Origin of the sequence: Novosphingopyxis sp. (assembly GCF_965218915.1) — a bacterium.
GTDB lineage: Bacteria > Pseudomonadota > Alphaproteobacteria > Sphingomonadales > Sphingomonadaceae > Novosphingopyxis.
Window position 1 is genome coordinate 3,074,000 of record NZ_OZ244708.1, and the last position, 18,228, is coordinate 3,092,227.

Below are 18,228 nucleotides of genomic sequence, written 5' to 3' on the forward strand. Positions count from 1 at the left end.
AGAGGGCGATAGACGATATGGGCCGGATGATCGAAGACAGCTTGCGCTCGCCCCGCGCGCTCGCGGCGATATGGCTGTGCTTCCTGCTGCCGCGCCTTGCCGTGCTGCTGCTCCATGTCGCCCCGGCCTCGGACGCCGCGTGGTATTATCAGCGCGCCGCCAGCCTGGCCGCGGGCCAGGGCTATCTCGGCGACGACGGCGCGCCGACGGCGTTCTGGCCGCCGGGGTGGCCGATGGCGCTGAGCCTGGTCTTCCGCCTGTTCGGCCCCTCGTTCGCGGCGGTCGGCTTGTTCAATCTCGCCTGCGCCGCGCTGACGGCCTGGCTGCTGCTCGATCTCGCGCGGCGGCTTGCGGGCGGCGAGACGGCCGCGCGGCTGGCGCTGCTGCTCTACGCGGTCTATCCCAACGCCATCGGTTACGTGCCGCTGGCGCTGACCGAAATGTTCTACACCATGCTGCTGCTCGCCGGTGCCCGGCTGCTGATCGCGCGGCCGACCGCGCCGGTGCTGGCGGCGGCGGGCATCGTCTTCGGCTTCGCCACGCTGGTCAAGGCGCAAACCCTGATCGTCATCCCGCTGGTGCTGGGCATCGCGTTGCTGCGTCGCCCGCGATGGTGGCGCGCGCTCCCTTCGGCTCTGGCGCGCGGCGCGCTGGTGCTGGCGATCGCGGCGCTGGCAGTGCTGCCCTGGAGCCTGCGCAATTGCGACGCGATCGGCGCCTGCGTCCCGGTCTCGACCAACGGCGGGTACACCTTGCTGACCGGCAATAACGACAGCGCCGCCGGAGACTACACGCCGGGCGATCCGGCGGTCCGGCGGCTCGAGGCCGCGGGATTGGGCGAGGTCGGGCGCGATGCCGAGGCCCGGCGGCTCGGCATGGCCTGGATCGCGGAGCATCCCGCGCGGTTCGTCCGGCTCATCCCGCTCAAGCTCTGGCGCTTGTGGGCGCCCGACGGCGAGGCGGAATGGGGCTATCAGGCGGGTTATGACGGCTACGGCATCCATGCTTCCGTCTTCCGCGCGCTGCGGCTGCTCAACCAATTCTATTATGCCGCACTGCTTGCCGGTTTCGCGCTGTTCGCATGGATTCAGCTGCGCCGCCGCCGGGGCGCGGGCGAGCGGCTGATCGGCTGGTGGCTGCTGCCCTATGCGATCGCGGCCTATCCCAGCGCGATCGCCATGGTCTTCTCCGGCCAGTCGCGATTCCACTTTCCGGTCATGCCCTTCGTCGCCCTGAGCGTGGGCTGGCTGCTCGCCGGATATCTGGCGCGCCGACGAGGCCCGGGCTATTCGCCCAGCGCCGTGGCAATGGCCTCGGCGAACCGCTCCGGCTGATCGAACATGATGAAATGACGGCTGTCCGTCACCGGCACGAAGCTGACGCCGGGCAGCCCGGCATAGGCGCCCTCGAACAGCGCTTTGGCCTGCGTTGCGGGCAGATATGGATTGGTGGCGTAGAGCACCGTCACCGGCAGGGTGATCCCGGGCAGGTCGGGCCGCAGATCGGTGGTCATCAGCTTGTGCACGGCGTCGGCCATCGCATCGCGGTCGCTCGCCAGCGACCAAGCGACGATCTTTGTCTGACCCTCTGGCGAGGCGGACAATATGGTCGCGGTGCGGGCCTGTCCGGCCGCGAACGTGGCATCGTCCATCGTATGCAGCGTGGCGGCCAAGGCATCGGCCTGCGGCGTGACGCCCTCCACTGTCGCGGCGGGATCGAAGATCAGCGAATAGAAAGGCAGCGCATCGACGATCACCAGCTTCGACAGCAGCCCCGGATGGTCGCGCGCGATTTCCTGCCCCACAAATCCGCCCAGCGAGTGGCCGATCAACGCAGGCGATGTGAGATGCGCGCAGTCGGCATAGCGCAGGATCTCCGCCTCCGCAGCGTCGACCGGATCGCCCGCCACCGGATCGCGGCCCGCGAACCCGGCAATCGCGACGCGGTGGAAACGATATTTCCCCTTCAGCGCATCGACGAGGCCGTCATAGGTTTCGGGCGAGGACGCGAGGCCGGGCACCAGCAGCACGTCGGGACCGCTGCCCTCGGTCTCGTAGGCGGGGCAATCGGTGGGCGCGGCGGCAGCGGCGGCGGGCGATGCGAACGCCAGCAGGGCGGCGGGCGCGGCGAGGGTTGCAAGCAGGGTTTTCATATCATTCTCCCTTGGAAAAAATGGCTTCGATGGCGAGGCCGAACAGATCGGCGATCTTGAAGGCGAGCGGGAGCGAGGGATCGTACCGCCCGGTCTCGATCGCGTTGACGCTCTGGCGCGAGATTTCGAGACGTTCCGCGAGGTCGCTCTGCGTCCAGTCGCGTTCGGCGCGCAGGACTTTGAGGCGGTTCTTCATCGTTCCATGTCCGCGCGGTCGCGAAGCGCCATCCAGCATTGGCCAACGCCCAGGCCGATCGCCCAGATCGGAACCGCCCACCAGCCGGGGATATGCGGCACGAGTTCGAAGGTTTCGAGGAAGCCCCAGAAGGACCCGATCGACAAGACCGCGCCGAGGCCGACGATATTGGCGATCATCGCGCGTTGCCGCAGATATTCGTCTTTTTCTTCGACGAGATAGCGGCCCATCGTCCAGACCATGCCAAGGATCGGGATGACCGGCAGCAGCGCGACGCCAAAGGCGACCACGCCTTCCAGCTCCATGTTGTTGTTGAGCCAAACCGCGATGCCCAGCCCGAGGACATAGCCGAAGGACGAAATCATGAAGCGCCTGGTATAGCGCGCGACCGCCGGGCTCAGCACGCCGCAGCGCTTCTGCTGCGCAAGACTGGCTCGGACGAGGGGGATGAGCAGAAGCATCGCGCCGGCCATCAACAGAAACCCGGTCACCCCGTTGATCGCTTCACTGATCCGGAGGCCAGCAATCGCGCTGAAAGCGGCCAGCATCAGCCCGGCGTAAAAGCCGGGCCCGCGGCGCTTTTGCTCTTCCTGGAAGTCGGTCATCAGGAAGACGCTTTCAGACGGCACGAACGGCCGGAGATCGCGATAAAGCCAAGCGCCGGCAGCACGATCAGCAGCGTGCGCGCCATGTCGCGATCGATCCAGTCGAAACGCGACAGGGCCGCCATGGCGAGCATGAGAAACGCCCAGATGAGCGCCTGGATAATTTTGGACATCGGACAAACTCCCTTATCAATTTGTATAGCTTCCTTTACATCGGGACTCGCGTCAATGTCAAGGCTGCTTTGCATAACGACAAGTGAGCTGTTGGGAAAAGAGAGGGCGATTATGTACTTCGCAAACCCAGTCGGATGGAAATTCCGAACGGCATGGCTCCGCCTTCTTCGTTCGTCATGCCAGCGAAAGGGCACCCAACAAAGTAGTACTTTGTTGGGACCCGGAAAGGGCACCCAACAAAGTAGCACTTTGTTGGGACCCGGAAAGCCGGCATCTCAGGCCTCATGGCGATCCCGCCCGAGACCCCAGCTTTCGCTGGGGTGACGAAAAAATGACGCTGGGTGACGAAAAAGGAAACGGGTTTGCAAGGTACATAATCGCCAAAGAGAGGGCCAACGCAAAAGGGCAGTGCGGCCATGTGCCGCACTGCCCTTTTATGGCTGTCGTGATCTCCCTCCACCACCTCCATAGCGCCAGCCATAGCCCAAAAGAAAGCGTCGGCGGCTGGGTGCTTCCCATGAACGGCGCGCGCCTCTATCTAGGCCGTTCCACAAGAGACGAGCTGTTTATCCCATGTCCGAAATGATCAAGATCACTCTGCCCGACGGTTCCGCGCGAGAAGTCGCGCGTGGCACCAGGCCGGCGGACGTGGCGGCGGCGATCGGGCCGGGGCTGGCCAAGGCGGCGATCGCGGCGCGGGTGAACGGCGAACTACGCGACATCGGCCGCCCGATCGAGGAGGACGCCGAGCTGGCGCTGGTCACCAGCCGCGACGTCGACGAGGCGCTGGAGCTGGCGCGCCATGACTATGCCCATGTGCTGGCCGAGGCGGTGCAGAACATGTTTCCGGGCACGCAGATCACATTTGGGCCATCGACCGAAGACGGCTTCTATTACGACTTCGCCCCGCCCGCATCGCACGGCGCCTTCACCGAAGAAGACCTGCCCGCGATCGAGGACGAGATGCGCCGCATCATCGCCGCCGACGCGCCGCTGGAGCGTGAGGTGTGGAGCCGCGCCCAGCTGATCGACTGGTTCCGGGACCATGGCGAAAGCTTCAAGGCCGAATGGGCCGCCGAGCTTCCGCAAGGCGAGGAACTGACCGTTTACCGCGCGGGCGAATGGCTCGACATGTGCCGGGGCCCGCATCTCGCCAGCACCGGCAAGCTCGACCCGCAGGCGTTCAAGCTGACCCGCGTCTCGGGCGCTTATTGGCGCGGCGACCAGTCGAACGCGATGCTGAGCCGCATCTATGGCACCGGCTGGCTCGACCGGAAGCAGCTCAAGCAGCATCTCGTGCGGCTGGAGGAAGCGGCCAAGCGCGACCATCGCAAGATCGGCGCGGAGATGAACCTGTTCCATCTGCAGCCGGAGGCGATGGGCAGCGTGTTCTGGCACCCCAGGGGCTATGTGATCTGGCAGGCGCTCGAGCAATATGTGCGCCGCCGGGTGAACGAGGCCGGCTACCGCGAGATCAAGACCCCGCAATTGCTCGACAAGACGCTGTGGGAAAAATCCGGCCACTGGGAAAAATTCGGCGCGAACATGTTCGTCGTGCCCGACGAGGTCCCCTCGATGGACGAAGACGCGCCGGTGCTGTCGGGCAAGGCGGATCTGCTGGCGATCAAGCCGATGAATTGCCCCGCGCATGTCGAGGTGTTCAAGCAGGGCATCAAATCCTACCGCGATCTGCCGCTGCGCCTCGCCGAATTCGGCTGCTGTCACAGGAACGAGCCGCATGGCGCGCTGCACGGCATCATGCGCGTGCGTCAGTTTACGCAGGACGATGCACATATCTTCTGCACCGACGACCAGATCACCGCCGAATCGGTGGCCTTCTGCGAACTCACCGACCGGATGTACCGCGATCTCGGATTCCCCGAATTCTCGGTCAAGCTGGCGCTGCGCCCGGATGTGCGCGGCGGCACCGACGAAATGTGGGACCGCGCCGAAATGGGCATGCGCGACGCGCTGTCGGCGGCGGGCCTGGACTGGGAAGAACTGCCCGGCGAGGGCGCGTTCTATGGCCCCAAGATCGAATGGCATCTGAAGGACGCGATCGGCCGGACGTGGCAGTGCGGCACGCTGCAGCTCGATTTCCTGCTGCCCGAACGGCTGGGCGCGAGCTATGTCGGCGAAGATGGCGAGCGCCATCGCCCCGTCATGCTGCACCGCGCGGTGCTGGGATCGATGGAGCGCTTCATCGGCATGCTGATCGAGAATCATGCCGGGCGCATGCCGCTATGGCTCGCCCCGGTGCAGGCGGTGGTCGCGACGATCGTGTCCGATGCCGATGATTATGCCGAAGAGGTCGCCGCCAAGCTGCGCGCCGCCGGGCTGCGCGTCGAGACCGACCTGCGCAACGAGAAGGTGGGCTACAAGGTGCGCGAACATTCGCTGGCCAAGGTCGCCAATCTGCTCGTCGTCGGCAAGCGCGAGGCCGAGGAAGGCAGTGTGGCGCTGCGCGTGCTGGGCAGCGATGAGCATCAGAGGGTGATGAGCGTGAATGACGCGGTAGCGCGGCTGACTGCGGAGGCGCGGGCACCGGACATGCAATAGGCTCCGCTTCAAACATACCCCGTCGCTCCCGCGATGGCGGGAGCCTATCCCGTGCATGATGCGCAGCACGTTGTTCTCGCTCTTGCGCCCCGGCCGAATTCTTGGCCATGCAGATCGACGCGCCTTGGTCTGCCGACGAGATATTGGATAGGCTCCCGCCTCCGCGGGAGCGACGTGGTTATGTTTGATCGTCTGATAAACGCCCCCCTTTCACATTGTCGCCAACCCCACTATACTCGAAGACGGACTTAAACCTCAGGAGACCTTGCTATAGCTTCCCCCACCACCCGGCGTGCGATGACGCCGCCGCCCAAGAGCGGACCGCGCTTCAATCAGTTTATCCAGTCGGACACCGTCCGCGTCATCGATGGCGACGGAGAAAATCTCGGTGTGCTGAGCACGCGCGATGCGATCGAACAGGCGGCCGCCGCAGGGCTCGACCTGGTCGAGGTTTCACCCAATGCCGAGCCGCCCGTGGCCAAGTTCCTCGATGTCGGTAAGTACAAGTACGAGGCCCAGAAAAAGGCCAATGCCCAGCGCAAGACGCAGAAGACGCAGGACATCAAGGAAATCAAGATGCGTCCCAATATCGACGATCATGATTATCAGGTGAAGCTGAAAAACGTCGTCAAATTCATCGACAATGGCGACAAGGTCAAGGTCACCATTCGCTTCCGCGGACGCGAAATGGCGCATCAACAACTCGGCATGGAACTGCTGCAGAAGCTGGCCGAGGACATGAAGGAAGCCGCCAAGGTGGAAGCCATGCCGCGCATGGAAGGCCGCCAGATGCTGATGGTGATGTCGCCGAAATAAGGGCGCCGCGCCCGGCACAATCCAGATACGAAAAACCCCGGCACGACCGGGGTTTTTTATGGCTGGCGTTCGAACAGGATCAGCCGGCGGGCGGCTCCCATAATTCGATCGCATTGCCTTCGGGGTCATGGATCCGCGCGAACCGCCCATAGCTGGGGTCCGCGTTCCATTCATCCTTGCAGATAACCTCGATGTCCGACGCCTCGAGCTTGTCGGTCAGCGCGGCGAGATCATCGACGCGCAGATTGAGCATGAACGCCTTGTCGGCGGCGAAATAATCGCTGTCGCGCTTGAATGGCGCGAAGACCGTGGGGCCGGCCTGTTGCTGCCAGACCCCGTCATCGCCACCGATGCCGAGATGCTCGCGGTACCATGTTGTAAGGGCTTCCGGATCGTCCGCCCGGAAGAAAAATCCGCCTATTCCCGTGACTGCCATCGCTTAAGTCTCCGCCGCCGATCCGCCACGATAAGGCGGACGACGGACGGGGACAAGATGGTCGGATCAGGGGCCGGTCAGGCCGAAGGCGAACTGCTGTACACGCCAGGCCAGATGCGCTTGAGCGCGGCCACCTTGGGCGCATCCCAGCGGGTGATATAGGGATGGCTGGGATTCTTCTTGGCAAAATTCTGATGATAGGCTTCGGCCATGTAAAAGGCCTTGCCGGTCTCGACATCGGTGGCGATCGGCCTGCCGTACACCCCGGACTTGTCCAGCTGGGCGATATAGGCTTTCGCCACGCGAAGCTGCTCCTTGCTTTGCGGCACGATCAGGCTGCGATATTCGCTGCCATGATCGGGCGTTTGGCCGTTTACCTGCGTCGGATCATGCGCCACCGAGAAGAAGATGCGCAGCAACTGGTCATAGCCGATCACCGAAGGATCGTAAGTGATCTGCACCGATTCGGCGTGGCCGGTATCGCCGCGGCCGACGCGCTCGTAGCTCGCCGTCCCCTTGCTTCCGCCGGCATAGCCGTTGACCACTTTTTTAACACCCTTGACGTGCTCGTAGACTGTCTCGAGACCCCAGAAACAGCCGCCACCGATAACGGCGGTCTTGAGGCCGGATTCCTTGGCTTTGGTGGTCGAGGCGGGAATTTTCATGCCTTCCGCAGCATGGGCCACGCCGATCAGGCCTAGCCCGTCGGGCGCAGTTGCCACCAATGCTGAGGTCGCAAGCGCGGCGGAGGCGAAGAGGGTGAATGTCTTGGTCATGATTGCTCCAATGCCGAAACGGAGGCCTGCTGGGCATAGCTGGTCATGTCGGTTTCCGGCGCCTGCAAGCTCACCATGGCGACGGCGCCGAGCGCGAATCCGCCGGTGAGGCTCCAGAACAGGTCGGAATGAAACATTTTCTTGATCTTCAGCATGGGAGAGGCCTTCGGGTTCTTCATTTCTTTTGCTTGGTGAACGAACGGACGGCACGAAAATATCCGCCCGATTTCCAACCGTTGTAGCAGGCCGTGCTTAGCGCATCGTGAATGCCGCGGTTGTTATCCGTTAATTCGGCGCGACGAGCCGGGAGGTTACCAGACCGCGCAAACTATTTCCGCACAGGAAACCCTTTTCCAGGTCTTCCGGGCGCAGATCGGCCTCGACCGCCTGCCCCGTTTCCAGCAGTTCGGCGCGCAGCACACCGGGCAGCAGGCCGCGGGTGAGCGGCGGGGTGTGATACAGCCCGCCCCGTTCGACGAAGAGCGAGCTGTAGCTGCCCTCGGTCAGAAAGCCTTGCGGATCGGTAAACAGCACCTCGTCCCATTCGGGATGCGCGCGGCGGCCTGCATCGTAAAAATCCCGGTCGCTGGTCTTGTGCGCCAGCCGGACATCCTCGGCGCCGACGGGCAGCGGCGATAGCCCCACTCGCCAGCCCCGTTCGGGATGCAGCGGTGCCGGACGGATTTCGATCGCGCTGGCACCGGAACGCGCGAGCAACAGGCGAACCTTCGATGGTTCCGCGAGCTGGAAGGTGGCGGCGTGCAGATCGTTGCGCAGCTGGTGCCGGTCGCATTCGAACCCGAAGGTCCGCGCGCTGTCCTTCAGCCGCTCCAGATGCCGCTCAATGCGAATCAGCCCGGAGTGCGGATCGAACGCCATCGTCTCGATCAGGTCGAAGCTGGTCTTCATGCGCGCAAATCCCCCCTTGGCCAGGCATTCCGCCCATTCGGTTCCAGCGAGACTGTCCGCCACCACCCCCGAGCCAAGCCCGAGTGAAACCGAGCGAACGCCGGCTTTCAAGCATAACGTCCGGATGGCGACATTGAACGCGGCGTCACCATCCGCATCGATCCGCCCGATCGCCCCGCAATAGGGACCGCGCGCGCTGGTTTCCAGTTCGCCGATCACCTCCATCGCGCGAATCTTCGGCGCGCCGGTGATCGAGCCGCAGGGAAACAGGTTTGCGATGAGATCGACCGCATTATGAGACCCGGCCAGCGTCCCGCGCACGGTCGAGACCAGCTGGTGGACGGTTGGATAGGTTTCCACGGCGAATAGCGGACCGGTGACGACGCTGCCGGGCACGCATATCCGCGACAGATCGTTGCGGAGCAGGTCGACGATCATCAAATTCTCGGCGCGTTGCTTGGGATCGGCGGCAAGCGTTTTGGCCGCCGCCGCGTCCGCCACCGGGTCTGTGAGCCGCGCCGCAGTCCCCTTCATCGGCTTGACCCGCACCGCGCGGCCTTTCAGCGAAAAGAACAGTTCCGGCGAAAAGCTCAAGAGCCAGTCAACTCCGTCATGGACCAGCGCGCCATAGCCCGCCCCCGCCCGGTCCCGCAGCGCCGCGAACAGCGCGCGCGGATCGCCCGCGAAACCGGCATGGGTGCGAAAGGTGAGATTGGCCTGATAGATATCGCCCGCTTCGATCAGCGCGATCGCTTCGGCGAAAGCTGCGTCATATTCGCCGCGCGTTATATCCGGCGTAAAGTCGCTGAGCCAAGCCCCTGCCGGATCGGGCCACGCCATGGCATCGAACATTTCATAGCGTTTGAACAGCCCGAACCAACCCAGCGGGCTGGGCTGATCGGTAGGCAAGCGATGCGCGAGCCTGGGCTCCAGTGCCAGACCGGCCTCATAGGCAAGATAGCCGGCGGCGTGCAGCCCGTCCGCCGATGCCGCGCCAAGGGCCTCGAGCAGCGGCGCCAGTTCATCCGGTCGGTCGGCGCGCAGCACGCGCAGCGGATCGCGGTACAGCCGCGCCTTTGCGCCGCCCGGCCGCGCATCGTCCAGCAGGACGAAGGGCTGGCCGGTCGACGGCAGCACCGCCGTCAGTCCTGCGTCAGGCAGGCGACCAGATCGTCGAAGCCGAGCGAGACGGTCTCGCCGGTGGCGCGGTCCTTCAGCTCCAGCTTGCCCGCAGCGACCGAACGCGGGCCGATGACCACCTGCTTGGGCAGGCCGATCAGGTCCATGTCGGCGAATTTGCCGCCCGCGCGGATCTTGCGGTCGTCGAGCAGGCACTGCTTTCCGGCCGCCTGCAACGCGTCGTACAGGCGCTCACACAGCGCGCCGACATCGTCCTTGTCGGGCGCGAGATTCAGAATGCCGACATCGAACGGGGCCACGGCGGCGGGCCAGATGATGCCGCGCTCGTCATGGCTCGCCTCGATGATCGCCGCGACGAGGCGCGATACGCCCACGCCGTAGCTGCCGCTCTGCAGCGTAACTTGAGCGCCGTCCGGCCCGTCCAGCTTCACGTCCATCGAGCGCGAATATTTGTCGCCGAAGAAGAAGATATGGCCGACTTCGACGCCGCGCGCCTCCATCCGGTGGCTTTCCTCGACCCGGGCTTCATATTCGGCGGCGTCGTGCAATTCGTCGCTCGCCGCATAGGGCGCCAGCCGTTCGTCGACCAGCGCCTGCAAGGCCTCGCGGTCCTCCGGCGGGGCGCCGGGCGCGGGCAGGCCGAGCGCGCGGTCGTCGGCATAGACCATCGACTCGCCGGTTTTAGCCAGCAGCATGAACTCATGGGACAGATCGCCGCCGATCGGTCCCGGGTCGGCGCGGACCGGCAGCACCGACAGGCCGAGCCGCGCGAAGATGTTGAGATAGGCCACGAACATGCGGTTGTAGCTGTGCCGCGCGTCCGCCTCGTCCATGTCATAGCTATAGGCGTCCTTCATCAGGAACTCGCGGCTGCGCAGCACGCCGAAACGCGGGCGCATCTCGTCGCGGAACTTCCACTGGATGTTGTAGAGGATCAGCGGCAGCTGCTGATAACTGTTCACATGCGCACCGACGAGCTCGGTCATCACCTCCTCGGCGGTGGGACCGTAGAGGAAATCGCGCTCGTGCCGATCCCTGATGCGCAGCATCTCGGCGCCGTAATCCTCGTAGCGGCCGGACTTGCGCCACAGGTCGGCCCGTTGGATGGTCGGGAGCAGCACCTCGACCGCGCCGGCCCGGTCCATCTCCTCGCGCACGATCTGCTCGATCTTCCTGAGCACCCGGATGCCGAGCGGCAGCCAGCTGAAGATGCCGGCGGCCTCCTGCCGGATGAGCCCGGCGCGCAGCGCCAGCCGATGCGAGATGGCGACCGCGTCGGAAGGAGCTTCCTTCAGCGTCGGTACGAGAAATTGCGACATTTTCATGGGGTCGTTTCTCACCCGAAAGCGGCCGCCGATTCAACTGATTTCAGAAGCTTTCGGGTTGCGCATCAGCCCGCCGTCATTGCAAATGAACCCTAAAAAGAGTGGCTGGATTTCCACATGTGGAGCCAATGTTGGATGGCCACGTTCCAAACGCTCCATGAGCGAAAACAATATTCCCGACGCCGCGCGCTGGCGCGACGATGCCGCGCTGCGGGCGGCGGCGGACGGCGCGGCGGCGCTGTGCACGGTAACCCGCATCGATGGAAGCTTCTCGCGGCGCACCGGCGCGCAGCTGGCGATCCGCGCGGACGGCGGCTTCGCCGGCGATCTGGCCGACGGATGCCTGGAGGCGGCGCTTGCGGAAGATGCGGCAAGACTGCGCGGGAGCGGCTCGCCGCGCGCGGTGCTGCGCTACGGCGCTGGCTCGCCGAATATAGACTTCCGACTGCCGTGCGGCGGAGGGCTCGACGTGCTGGTCGATGCCGCACCCGACCGGGCCCTGTGCGCCGATACCGTGCGCGCGCTCGACCAGCGCTGCGCAGTCGCCCTTTCGTGGCCGCGCGATGGCGGACCGATGGGGCGTGGCGACGCGTCGCGCCCGAGCGGCGTCGATGGCGACCGCTTCAACCGACGCTATGCGCCGCCCTTGCGGCTGCTGCTGCTCGGCGCGGGGCCGGAAATGGATGCTGCCGAGCAGCTTGGCGTTTCGATGGGGCTGATCGTCGAGACGCGGACGCCGCTGGGTAACGATGGCGGTACGCTCGTGCTCGGGCGGCCGCCGACGGACATCGCCGTCGATGCGTGGACCGCAGTGCTACTGCTGTTTCACGATCACGAATGGGAGCGCTCGCTGATCCCGTGGGCGCTGGAGAGCGACGCCTGTTTCATCGGCGCGCAAGGCGGCGCGCAGGCGCGCGAGGGGCGCATGGCGATGCTCGGTGAACTGGGCTTCGACGATTGCGCGAGCGTGCGCGTACACAGCCCGGTAGGGCTGATCGGACGGGCGCGCGATCCGATGGTGCTGGCGCTTTCTGCCTTGTCCGAGATCGTAGCGCATTACGAAGCGCTGGCGCATGGCGCTTGAACGCATCGCGGCGGTGCTGCTCGCAGCGGGCGCTGGCGTGCGTTTCGGCGGCGGCAAGCTCGACGCGATGCTGGGCGATAAGCGCGTGGGAACGTGGGCGTGGGCGACGCTGGCCGCGTTCAGGTGGCAGGCGAGCGGGATCGTGGTGCCGGATGCCGTGCCCGCCTTTGCGACGGAGAGTTGCGCCGCCCTGATCGCCAATTCCGACGCTGCTTCCGGCATGGCGAGTTCGATCCGTCATGCGGTGCGGTTTGCTGAAGCGGCAGGCGCCGATGCGTTGCTGATAGCGCTCGCCGACATGCCGTTCGTACGCGCGGAGACGATCGCGGCGCTGATCTTGCGGCATGATGGCGATGATCCGGACGCCGTCACCGCCACGCTGTATCCGGACGGCAGCGCGGGCGCGCCGTCGCTGTTCGGATGCGGCTGTTTCGATGCGCTGCTGGCGATCGAGGGCGATCGCGGAGCGGGTGCCTATCTGGTGCGGCGCTCTGTCGAAACGGTCGAGATCGATGCCGCCGAATTGCGCGATATCGATCGGCTTGCAGACCTGTAGTTGAAAAGCTCGTGCCCCGGCGCAGGCCGGGGCCCATCAGGCAACGTCAGATGCTGGACCCCGGCCTTCGCCGGGGAACAGCTTGATGTAAGCTGCTCTCCTGCCCCTCAGATCTCCGGCAGCTCCGCAAGGAGCTTGTCCAGCGTCACCGGATAATCGCGCACGCGCACGCCAACGGCGTTGTAGATCGCATTGGTGACCGCCGCCGCCGCGCCGCACAGACCGAGCTCGCCGATGCCCTTGGACTGGATCGGGCTCGCCCAGTCGTCGCGCTCCTCCAGCAGATGCACGTCGATCTGCGGGACGTCCAGGTTCACCGGCACGTGATATTCGGCGAGATCGCGGTTCACCAAATGGCCGTCGCGATGATCGAACATCAGTTCCTCGTGCAGCGCCATGCCAATGCCCCAGACGCAGCCGCCATAGCACTGACTGGTGGCGGTCTTCTCGTTCAGGATACGCCCCGCGCCGAACACGGCGGTCAGCCGGCGCACGCGCGTTTCTCCGGTCACGCCGTTGACCGCGACCTCGGCGAAATAGCTGCCATAAGTGGCCTGGCGCTTTTCCTTGGAGGTCTCGCCCGGTTCGATATGGCCCTCGCCGGTCAGCGCATCGCCGCCGAGGATATCGGCCAGCGTCTTGCCGCCTGCCTTCCCGTCCTCGATCACGAGATCGTCTTCCGCGACGCCGAGCTTCCCGGCGATTCGGCCGCGCAGTTCCTGGCAGGCGAGGAACACGGCGCTGCCGCTCGATGATGCGCCGAAGCTGCCGCCCGAGCCCGATGCGCGGGGGAAATCGGTGTCGCCCAGCTGCGTCTCCACCTTGTCGGCGGGCAGGCCCAGCATGTCGGCCGCGATCTGCGTCAGGATGGAATAAGTGCCGGTGCCGATATCGGTCATGTCGGTTTGCACGGTCGCGCTGCCATCGGCGTTCAGGATCACCCGCGCCTTGGCTTCCTGCAGCATGTTGACACGCGCGGCCGAGGCCATGCCCATACCGATCCACCATTCGCCCTCGCGGGTCTGCGCGGGTTTGGCATTGCGTTTGTCCCAGCCGAAACGCCGCGCGCCCTCGTCCAGCGCCTCGGCGAAGGGGCGCGAGCTGTAGCCCTGGTCCTTTTCGGGATGCGTTTCGGGGATGTTGCGCTTGCGCAGCTCGACCGGATCGATGCCGCTGGCCTCGGCCAGCTCGTCCATCGCGTTTTCCAGCGCGACCATACCGATCGCCTCGCCCGGAGCGCGCACGGACCCGGCGCAGGTGCGGTTCACCCGCGCCACCTCCATGTTCATGCGGCGGTTCTCGCCGGTGTAGAGGAAATGGGTGGCCTGCATGACGGGCTCGTAGAATTCCTCGCCGGGCAGGTTGGAGACCAGGCTGTCATGGCCAAGGCCGATGAGCTTGCCGGTTTCGTCCGCCGCCAGCCGGATATGCTGGCGCGATTCTGATCGGCGCATAACCGCTTCGAACACCTGCTGACGCGACAACGCGACCACCACCGGCCTACCCAGCTCCTTCGCCGCGATCGCCGCCGCGACCGCCTCGGGCGCGATGCCGAGCTTGGAGCCGAAGCCGCCGCCGACGTAAGGCGAAAGTATGCGGACGTTTTCAGACTCGATCTTCAGCGAATCGGCCAGTTCGTTGATGTTGTAGTTCAGCATCTGGTAGCTGCCGCGCAGCGTCAGCTTGTCGCCTTCCCAGCTGGCGATCGAACAATGCGGCTCCATCGCAGCGCTGTTATGCCCCGGTGTGCGATAGACCTGATCGACGGTGAATTTGGCGTCGCGCATCGCCTGATCGAGATCGCCCTGATCGAGCTGGTCGTCCTCGGGCCGTTCGTGCGGGACATTGGTCGCTTCGGGATCGAACACGCCGTCCGCCGCCGTGTCGTACTCCAGCTGCAGGATGTTCGCGCCGTGACGCGCCTGTTCGAACGTCTCGGCGACGACCAACGCGACCGGCTGGCCGAGATAGGCGATCTCGTCCGGTCCCTGGATCGGCGCCTCGCCCGAGGTGCCCTGCGCGGGATTGCGCAGGAAGCGCTCGTCGGCGAACACGCCGAGCACGCCCGGCAGCGCCATGACCGCGTCCTTGCCGATCTCGGTGACCTTGCCCTTGGGCACGGCGGCGCGCGCGAGCACGCCGTAGACGGTGCCGGGCAGATTCCATTCATGCGCATAAGTGGCGGTGCCGGACACCTTGAGCGGTCCCTCGGGCCGGTCCATCGGCGTGCCGGTGAGCGATTGCGGCAATTCGTCGAGCACGCGGTCGCGCGCGGGTTCGTCCATGATCAAATGACGGGTCATGCGGCATCTCCGGTCCGGGTGGCTTCGCGCAGCACGGCCTTCAGCGTGCGGCGCAGCAGCGGAATTTTGAAATCATTGCCGCCTTGGCCAGTGGCATCTGCGAGCAGCAGGTCGGCGGCCTTGTCGAACAATGCGTCCGACGGCGCTTCGCCGGTCAGCAGTTGATCGAGCTCGGGATCATGCCACGGCTTATGCGCTACCCCGCCAAAGGCGAGCGCAGCGGAAGCGATTGTGCCGCCGTCCATGCGGATATCGGCGGCCACCGAAACCAGCGCAAAGGCATAGGACGCGCGGTCGCGCACCTTGCGATAGATCTGCGTGCCGCCGGTGGGAGCGGGCAGCGTAACGGCCGTGATCAGTTCGCCATTTTCCAGCACATTGTCCTTTTCCGGCGTATCGCCGGGCAGTCGATGAAAGTCGCGCACCGGGACGGTCCGCGTGGCGCCATCCCTGCCCTCGATCTCGACCTGCGCATCCAGCGCGCTCAGCGCCACCGCCATGTCGCCGGGATAGGTGGCGATGCACTGGTCCGATGCGCCGAAAATGGCGTGGAGCCGCGTCGCCCCGCCGATCGCCCGGCAGCCCGATCCGGGCGCGCGCTTGTTGCAGGGCATGGCGGTGTCGTAGAAATAATAGCAGCGGGTGCGCTGGCACAGATTGCCGCCGGTGGTCGCCTTGTTGCGCAGCTGCCCGCTCGCGCCCGCCAGGATCGCGCGCGACAGCACCGGATAATCGCGGCGGATGCGGGCGTGGGCGGCGCAGTCGCTGTTGGTGACCAGCGCGCCGATCCGCAGGCCGCCGTCATCGGTCTCGGCGATCTGCTTCAGGTCCAGCCGGTTGATGTCGACCAGCTTGTCCGGCGCCATCACCTCGAGCTTCATCAGATCGAGCAAATTGGTGCCGCCCGCGATGAAGCGCGCGTTATCCCCGCAAGCCGCCTCGACCGCATCGCCAGAGCTTGCTGCACGGGCATAATCGAACGGCCTCATGCCAGCTCTCCTTCGGCGACTTCGCGGATCGCATCGATGATGTTCGGATAGGCGGCGCAGCGGCAGATATTGCCGCTCATGCGCTCGGAGATTTCCTTATCGCTGAGGTCCCCCTTGTCTTCTAAGCTGTCGGATACGAAGCTCGGCCATCCAGCCTTGGCCTCGTCCAGCATGGCGGTTGCCGAACAGATCTGGCCTGGCGTGCAATAGCCGCACTGGAAGCCGTCATGCGCCACGAAGGCGGCTTGCAGCTTTGAGAGGTTGCCGGGTTCGCCCAGCCCCTCGATCGTGGTGATGGCGTCGCCGTCATGCATGCAGGCGAGCGTGAGGCAGCTGTTGACGCGGCGGCCGTTCACGATGACGGTACAGGCCCCGCATTGCCCATGGTCGCAGCCTTTTTTGGAGCCGGTCAGCCCGAGATGATTGCGCAAGGCATCGAGCAGCGTGGTGCGTTCATCGGCTTCGAGCCGATGCTCCGTCCCGTTGACGGTGAGTGTGGTGCTTTGCATGGGGACCCTTCGAATGTCGAAACTGCCTAGCCAATGCGCGGGGGGCCGGTTCGGTTCGCCGCAGGTAACGGAAACGGAAGCTTTTTTTCCGGACCGATCCGGACACAAGGTGACGAAGACAGACCGTCGCTCCCGCGAAGGCGGGAGCCTATCCCCGGTTCAATTGGAGCGCTGCCGGTCATGGCAGTGCCGGACGATGGTCGGGATAGGACCCTGCCTTCGCTGGGGCGACGAATGATGCAAACGACATGGAGATAATTCATGCAATGCAGCTCGGTCGATATAACGGCAGCAAGTTCTCTTCGCTCCGGCTTCGGAACCGAGACGCTACCGTTTTCGAGGCCCGAGCCGGGCGAGGTCGGCGGGCCGGTTGATATTGGGGATCGGCACCGGCGAGGCGACAAACCGCGCGCCGGTATGCGCCGCGAATCCGCGCAGGGACCGTACGGGATCGGCATCGATGAAAGCGAGCAGCCGGGGCAGCAGGCCGGGGGGCCACAGGCCGACGGTCGGCTGCCGGGCGAGCAGCGCCGGGGCGGGCGACAGCAAGGCGATCAGATCAGGCGGCAGTGCGACATTGTCGACCGAGCAACTCAGCACCAGATCGAAGCCATGGCAATCCGCCTCGGCCAGCGCCCCGGCGAGGCCACCGAGCGGACCGAGCCCGGGTCCGGGCCGGTCGGGCACGCAAACATGGGCGGCGTCCTGGCGCCCGACGACGACGACCGCGTCGCACTGGCTGTGCAAGGCGGCGGCGGCATGATCGAGCAGGCGGCGTCCGTCATACAGCGCCTCCGCTTTGTCCGATCCGAACCGGCGCGACCGCCCGCCCGCCAGCACCGCGCCGAGCAGCTTCATACGAGCGGCTTCAAGACAGCCGGCCATAAGGATCGTTCAGCACCAACATCGAGTCGCGCCGCGCCAACGCCACCAGGGTCAACTTCGCCAACTTCGCGCGCTCCACCGCCAGGCTGGTCGGCGCGCTGATCGTCACCAGCAGCCCGGCTCCCGCCGCCACGCATTTCTCGACGATCTCATAACTGCATCGCGAGGAGAGCAGAACAATGCCCGTGGAGGGCTTCACGCCGTCCAATGCCAGCGCGCCGATCAGTTTATCCATGGCATTGTGGCGACCGACATCCTCGAAGGCGGCAAGGATTTCGCCATCGAAGCTGGCCAGCGCAGCGGCGTGGACCGCGCCCGTTTCGCGATTGAGTGGCTGCCAGTCTCGAAGGCTTTCCAGCGCCCTCGCGATGGCAACGCGCGACACGTTCGGACCGTCGGGCAATTCGGGCAGAGCGCGGTGCACCGCCGCGATATTCTCCAGCCCGCACAGCCCGCAGCTGCTTTCGGACATGCGCGCGCGCTGGCGTTCGCGCACGATGTCGGCGCGCACCGGCGGCACGCGGAGCCGCGCGATCCAGCCGCCCTCGACCTCGGCGATATCGCAGCGCACATCGGCGGCGCGTTCCGCCAGTCCCTCGGATAAAGCAAAGCCGGTGGCAAAGGCGGTCAGATCGGCAGGCGTCGCCATCATCACCGCATAGCCCAGGCCATTGACCTCGATCGCCACCGGCGTCTCCACCGGCACCGCGCGATCGCGGGCGCGGTCTTCACCGCCATCGAAGCGCATTTCGGTGACGGCAAAGGATCGCTGCTCGCTCATGGCGTTGCATAGTAACGCCGGATCGCGCGGGCT

At 65.4% G+C, this 18,228-nt stretch carries 19 protein-coding genes; 5 read left to right on the top strand and 14 right to left on the bottom strand.

The features are described from left to right. Window positions 1-26: 26 nt before the first annotated feature. Entirely contained in the window at window positions 27-1,334 is a 1,308-nt protein-coding gene (locus ACOQPC_RS14530; protein WP_420606423.1) for a glycosyltransferase family 39 protein, read from the top strand. Here the strand turns inward: ACOQPC_RS14530 and ACOQPC_RS14535 are convergent. Genes ACOQPC_RS14535 through ACOQPC_RS14550 form a run of 4 tightly spaced genes read right to left on the bottom strand, consistent with a single transcriptional unit; the run spans window position 1,286 to window position 3,126 of the window. Next, window positions 1,286-2,152 carry an alpha/beta fold hydrolase gene (locus tag ACOQPC_RS14535; protein WP_420606424.1) on the bottom strand — a complete coding sequence of 289 codons (867 nt, stop codon included), beginning with the start codon at window positions 2,150-2,152 and terminating at the stop codon, window positions 1,286-1,288. The genes ACOQPC_RS14530 and ACOQPC_RS14535 overlap by 49 nt on opposite strands. Before the next feature lies 1 nt (window position 2,153). Further along, window positions 2,154-2,348, bottom strand: coding sequence for a helix-turn-helix transcriptional regulator (locus tag ACOQPC_RS14540; protein WP_420606425.1), 195 nt, complete (start codon window positions 2,346-2,348; stop codon window positions 2,154-2,156). Then, on the bottom strand, window positions 2,345-2,953 hold the full coding sequence (locus ACOQPC_RS14545) for a hypothetical protein (RefSeq protein ID WP_420606426.1): 609 nt from the start codon (window positions 2,951-2,953) through the stop codon (window positions 2,345-2,347). The genes ACOQPC_RS14540 and ACOQPC_RS14545 overlap by 4 nt, the downstream gene beginning before the upstream one ends. Next, on the bottom strand, window positions 2,953-3,126 hold the full coding sequence (locus tag ACOQPC_RS14550) for a hypothetical protein (RefSeq protein WP_420606427.1): 174 nt from the start codon (window positions 3,124-3,126) through the stop codon (window positions 2,953-2,955). Before ACOQPC_RS14550 ends, ACOQPC_RS14545 begins: the two co-directional genes overlap by 1 nt. Window positions 3,127-3,700: 574 nt before the next feature. Between ACOQPC_RS14550 and thrS the strand changes: the two genes are divergently transcribed. Then, window positions 3,701-5,686 carry a threonine--tRNA ligase gene (gene thrS, locus ACOQPC_RS14555; protein ID WP_420606428.1) on the top strand — a complete coding sequence of 662 codons (1,986 nt, stop codon included), beginning with the start codon at window positions 3,701-3,703 and terminating at the stop codon, window positions 5,684-5,686. A 297-nt stretch (window positions 5,687-5,983) separates the two neighbouring features. Further along, window positions 5,984-6,502: a translation initiation factor IF-3 gene (gene infC, locus ACOQPC_RS14560; RefSeq protein WP_420606429.1), complete on the top strand. Its 519-nt coding sequence runs from the start codon at window positions 5,984-5,986 to the stop codon at window positions 6,500-6,502. A 79-nt stretch (window positions 6,503-6,581) separates the two neighbouring features. Here the strand turns inward: infC and ACOQPC_RS14565 are convergent, their stop codons facing one another. From ACOQPC_RS14565 to proS, 5 genes are all read right to left on the bottom strand, one after another. After that, entirely contained in the window at window positions 6,582-6,938 is a 357-nt protein-coding gene (locus ACOQPC_RS14565; RefSeq protein ID WP_420606430.1) for a VOC family protein, read from the bottom strand. A gap of 77 nt (window positions 6,939-7,015) precedes the next feature. Further along, entirely contained in the window at window positions 7,016-7,714 is a 699-nt protein-coding gene (msrA, locus tag ACOQPC_RS14570) for a peptide-methionine (S)-S-oxide reductase MsrA (protein ID WP_420606431.1), read from the bottom strand. Continuing rightward, the gene (locus tag ACOQPC_RS14575; protein ID WP_420606432.1) at window positions 7,711-7,869 is read right to left on the bottom strand and encodes a hypothetical protein; all 159 of its coding nucleotides are present in this window, start codon (window positions 7,867-7,869) and stop codon (window positions 7,711-7,713) included. Before ACOQPC_RS14575 ends, msrA begins: the two co-directional genes overlap by 4 nt. Window positions 7,870-7,999: 130 nt before the next feature. Continuing rightward, window positions 8,000-9,760, bottom strand: a complete 1,761-nt coding sequence (gene pabB, locus ACOQPC_RS14580) for an aminodeoxychorismate synthase component I (RefSeq protein WP_420606433.1) — start codon at window positions 9,758-9,760, stop codon at window positions 8,000-8,002. 5 nt (window positions 9,761-9,765) lie between these two features. Next, a complete protein-coding gene (gene proS / locus ACOQPC_RS14585; protein WP_420606434.1) occupies window positions 9,766-11,088 on the bottom strand; it encodes a proline--tRNA ligase in 1,323 nt (440 codons plus the stop codon). 157 nt (window positions 11,089-11,245) lie between these two features. Between proS and ACOQPC_RS14590 the strand changes: the two genes are divergently transcribed. After that, window positions 11,246-12,172: an XdhC family protein gene (locus ACOQPC_RS14590; protein WP_420606435.1), complete on the top strand. Its 927-nt coding sequence runs from the start codon at window positions 11,246-11,248 to the stop codon at window positions 12,170-12,172. After that, the gene (locus ACOQPC_RS14595; RefSeq protein ID WP_420606436.1) at window positions 12,162-12,728 is read left to right on the top strand and encodes a nucleotidyltransferase family protein; all 567 of its coding nucleotides are present in this window, start codon (window positions 12,162-12,164) and stop codon (window positions 12,726-12,728) included. Before ACOQPC_RS14590 ends, ACOQPC_RS14595 begins: the two co-directional genes overlap by 11 nt. A 107-nt stretch (window positions 12,729-12,835) precedes the next feature. Here the strand turns inward: ACOQPC_RS14595 and ACOQPC_RS14600 are convergent, their stop codons facing one another. From ACOQPC_RS14600 to fdhD, 5 genes are all read right to left on the bottom strand, one after another. Next, complete coding sequence (locus ACOQPC_RS14600; RefSeq protein ID WP_420606437.1) at window positions 12,836-15,031, bottom strand: xanthine dehydrogenase family protein molybdopterin-binding subunit; 2,196 nt, start codon at window positions 15,029-15,031, stop codon at window positions 12,836-12,838. After that, entirely contained in the window at window positions 15,028-16,020 is a 993-nt protein-coding gene (locus ACOQPC_RS14605; RefSeq protein WP_420606438.1) for an FAD binding domain-containing protein, read from the bottom strand. Before ACOQPC_RS14605 ends, ACOQPC_RS14600 begins: the two co-directional genes overlap by 4 nt. Next, complete coding sequence (locus tag ACOQPC_RS14610) at window positions 16,017-16,529, bottom strand: 2Fe-2S iron-sulfur cluster-binding protein (RefSeq protein WP_420606439.1); 513 nt, start codon at window positions 16,527-16,529, stop codon at window positions 16,017-16,019. The genes ACOQPC_RS14605 and ACOQPC_RS14610 overlap by 4 nt, the downstream gene beginning before the upstream one ends. Window positions 16,530-16,856: 327 nt before the next feature. Further along, a complete protein-coding gene (gene mobA / locus ACOQPC_RS14615; RefSeq protein WP_420606440.1) occupies window positions 16,857-17,414 on the bottom strand; it encodes a molybdenum cofactor guanylyltransferase in 558 nt (185 codons plus the stop codon). Continuing rightward, on the bottom strand, window positions 17,398-18,195 hold the full coding sequence (fdhD, locus tag ACOQPC_RS14620; RefSeq protein WP_420606441.1) for a formate dehydrogenase accessory sulfurtransferase FdhD: 798 nt from the start codon (window positions 18,193-18,195) through the stop codon (window positions 17,398-17,400). Before fdhD ends, mobA begins: the two co-directional genes overlap by 17 nt. Window positions 18,196-18,228 lie beyond the last annotated feature (33 nt).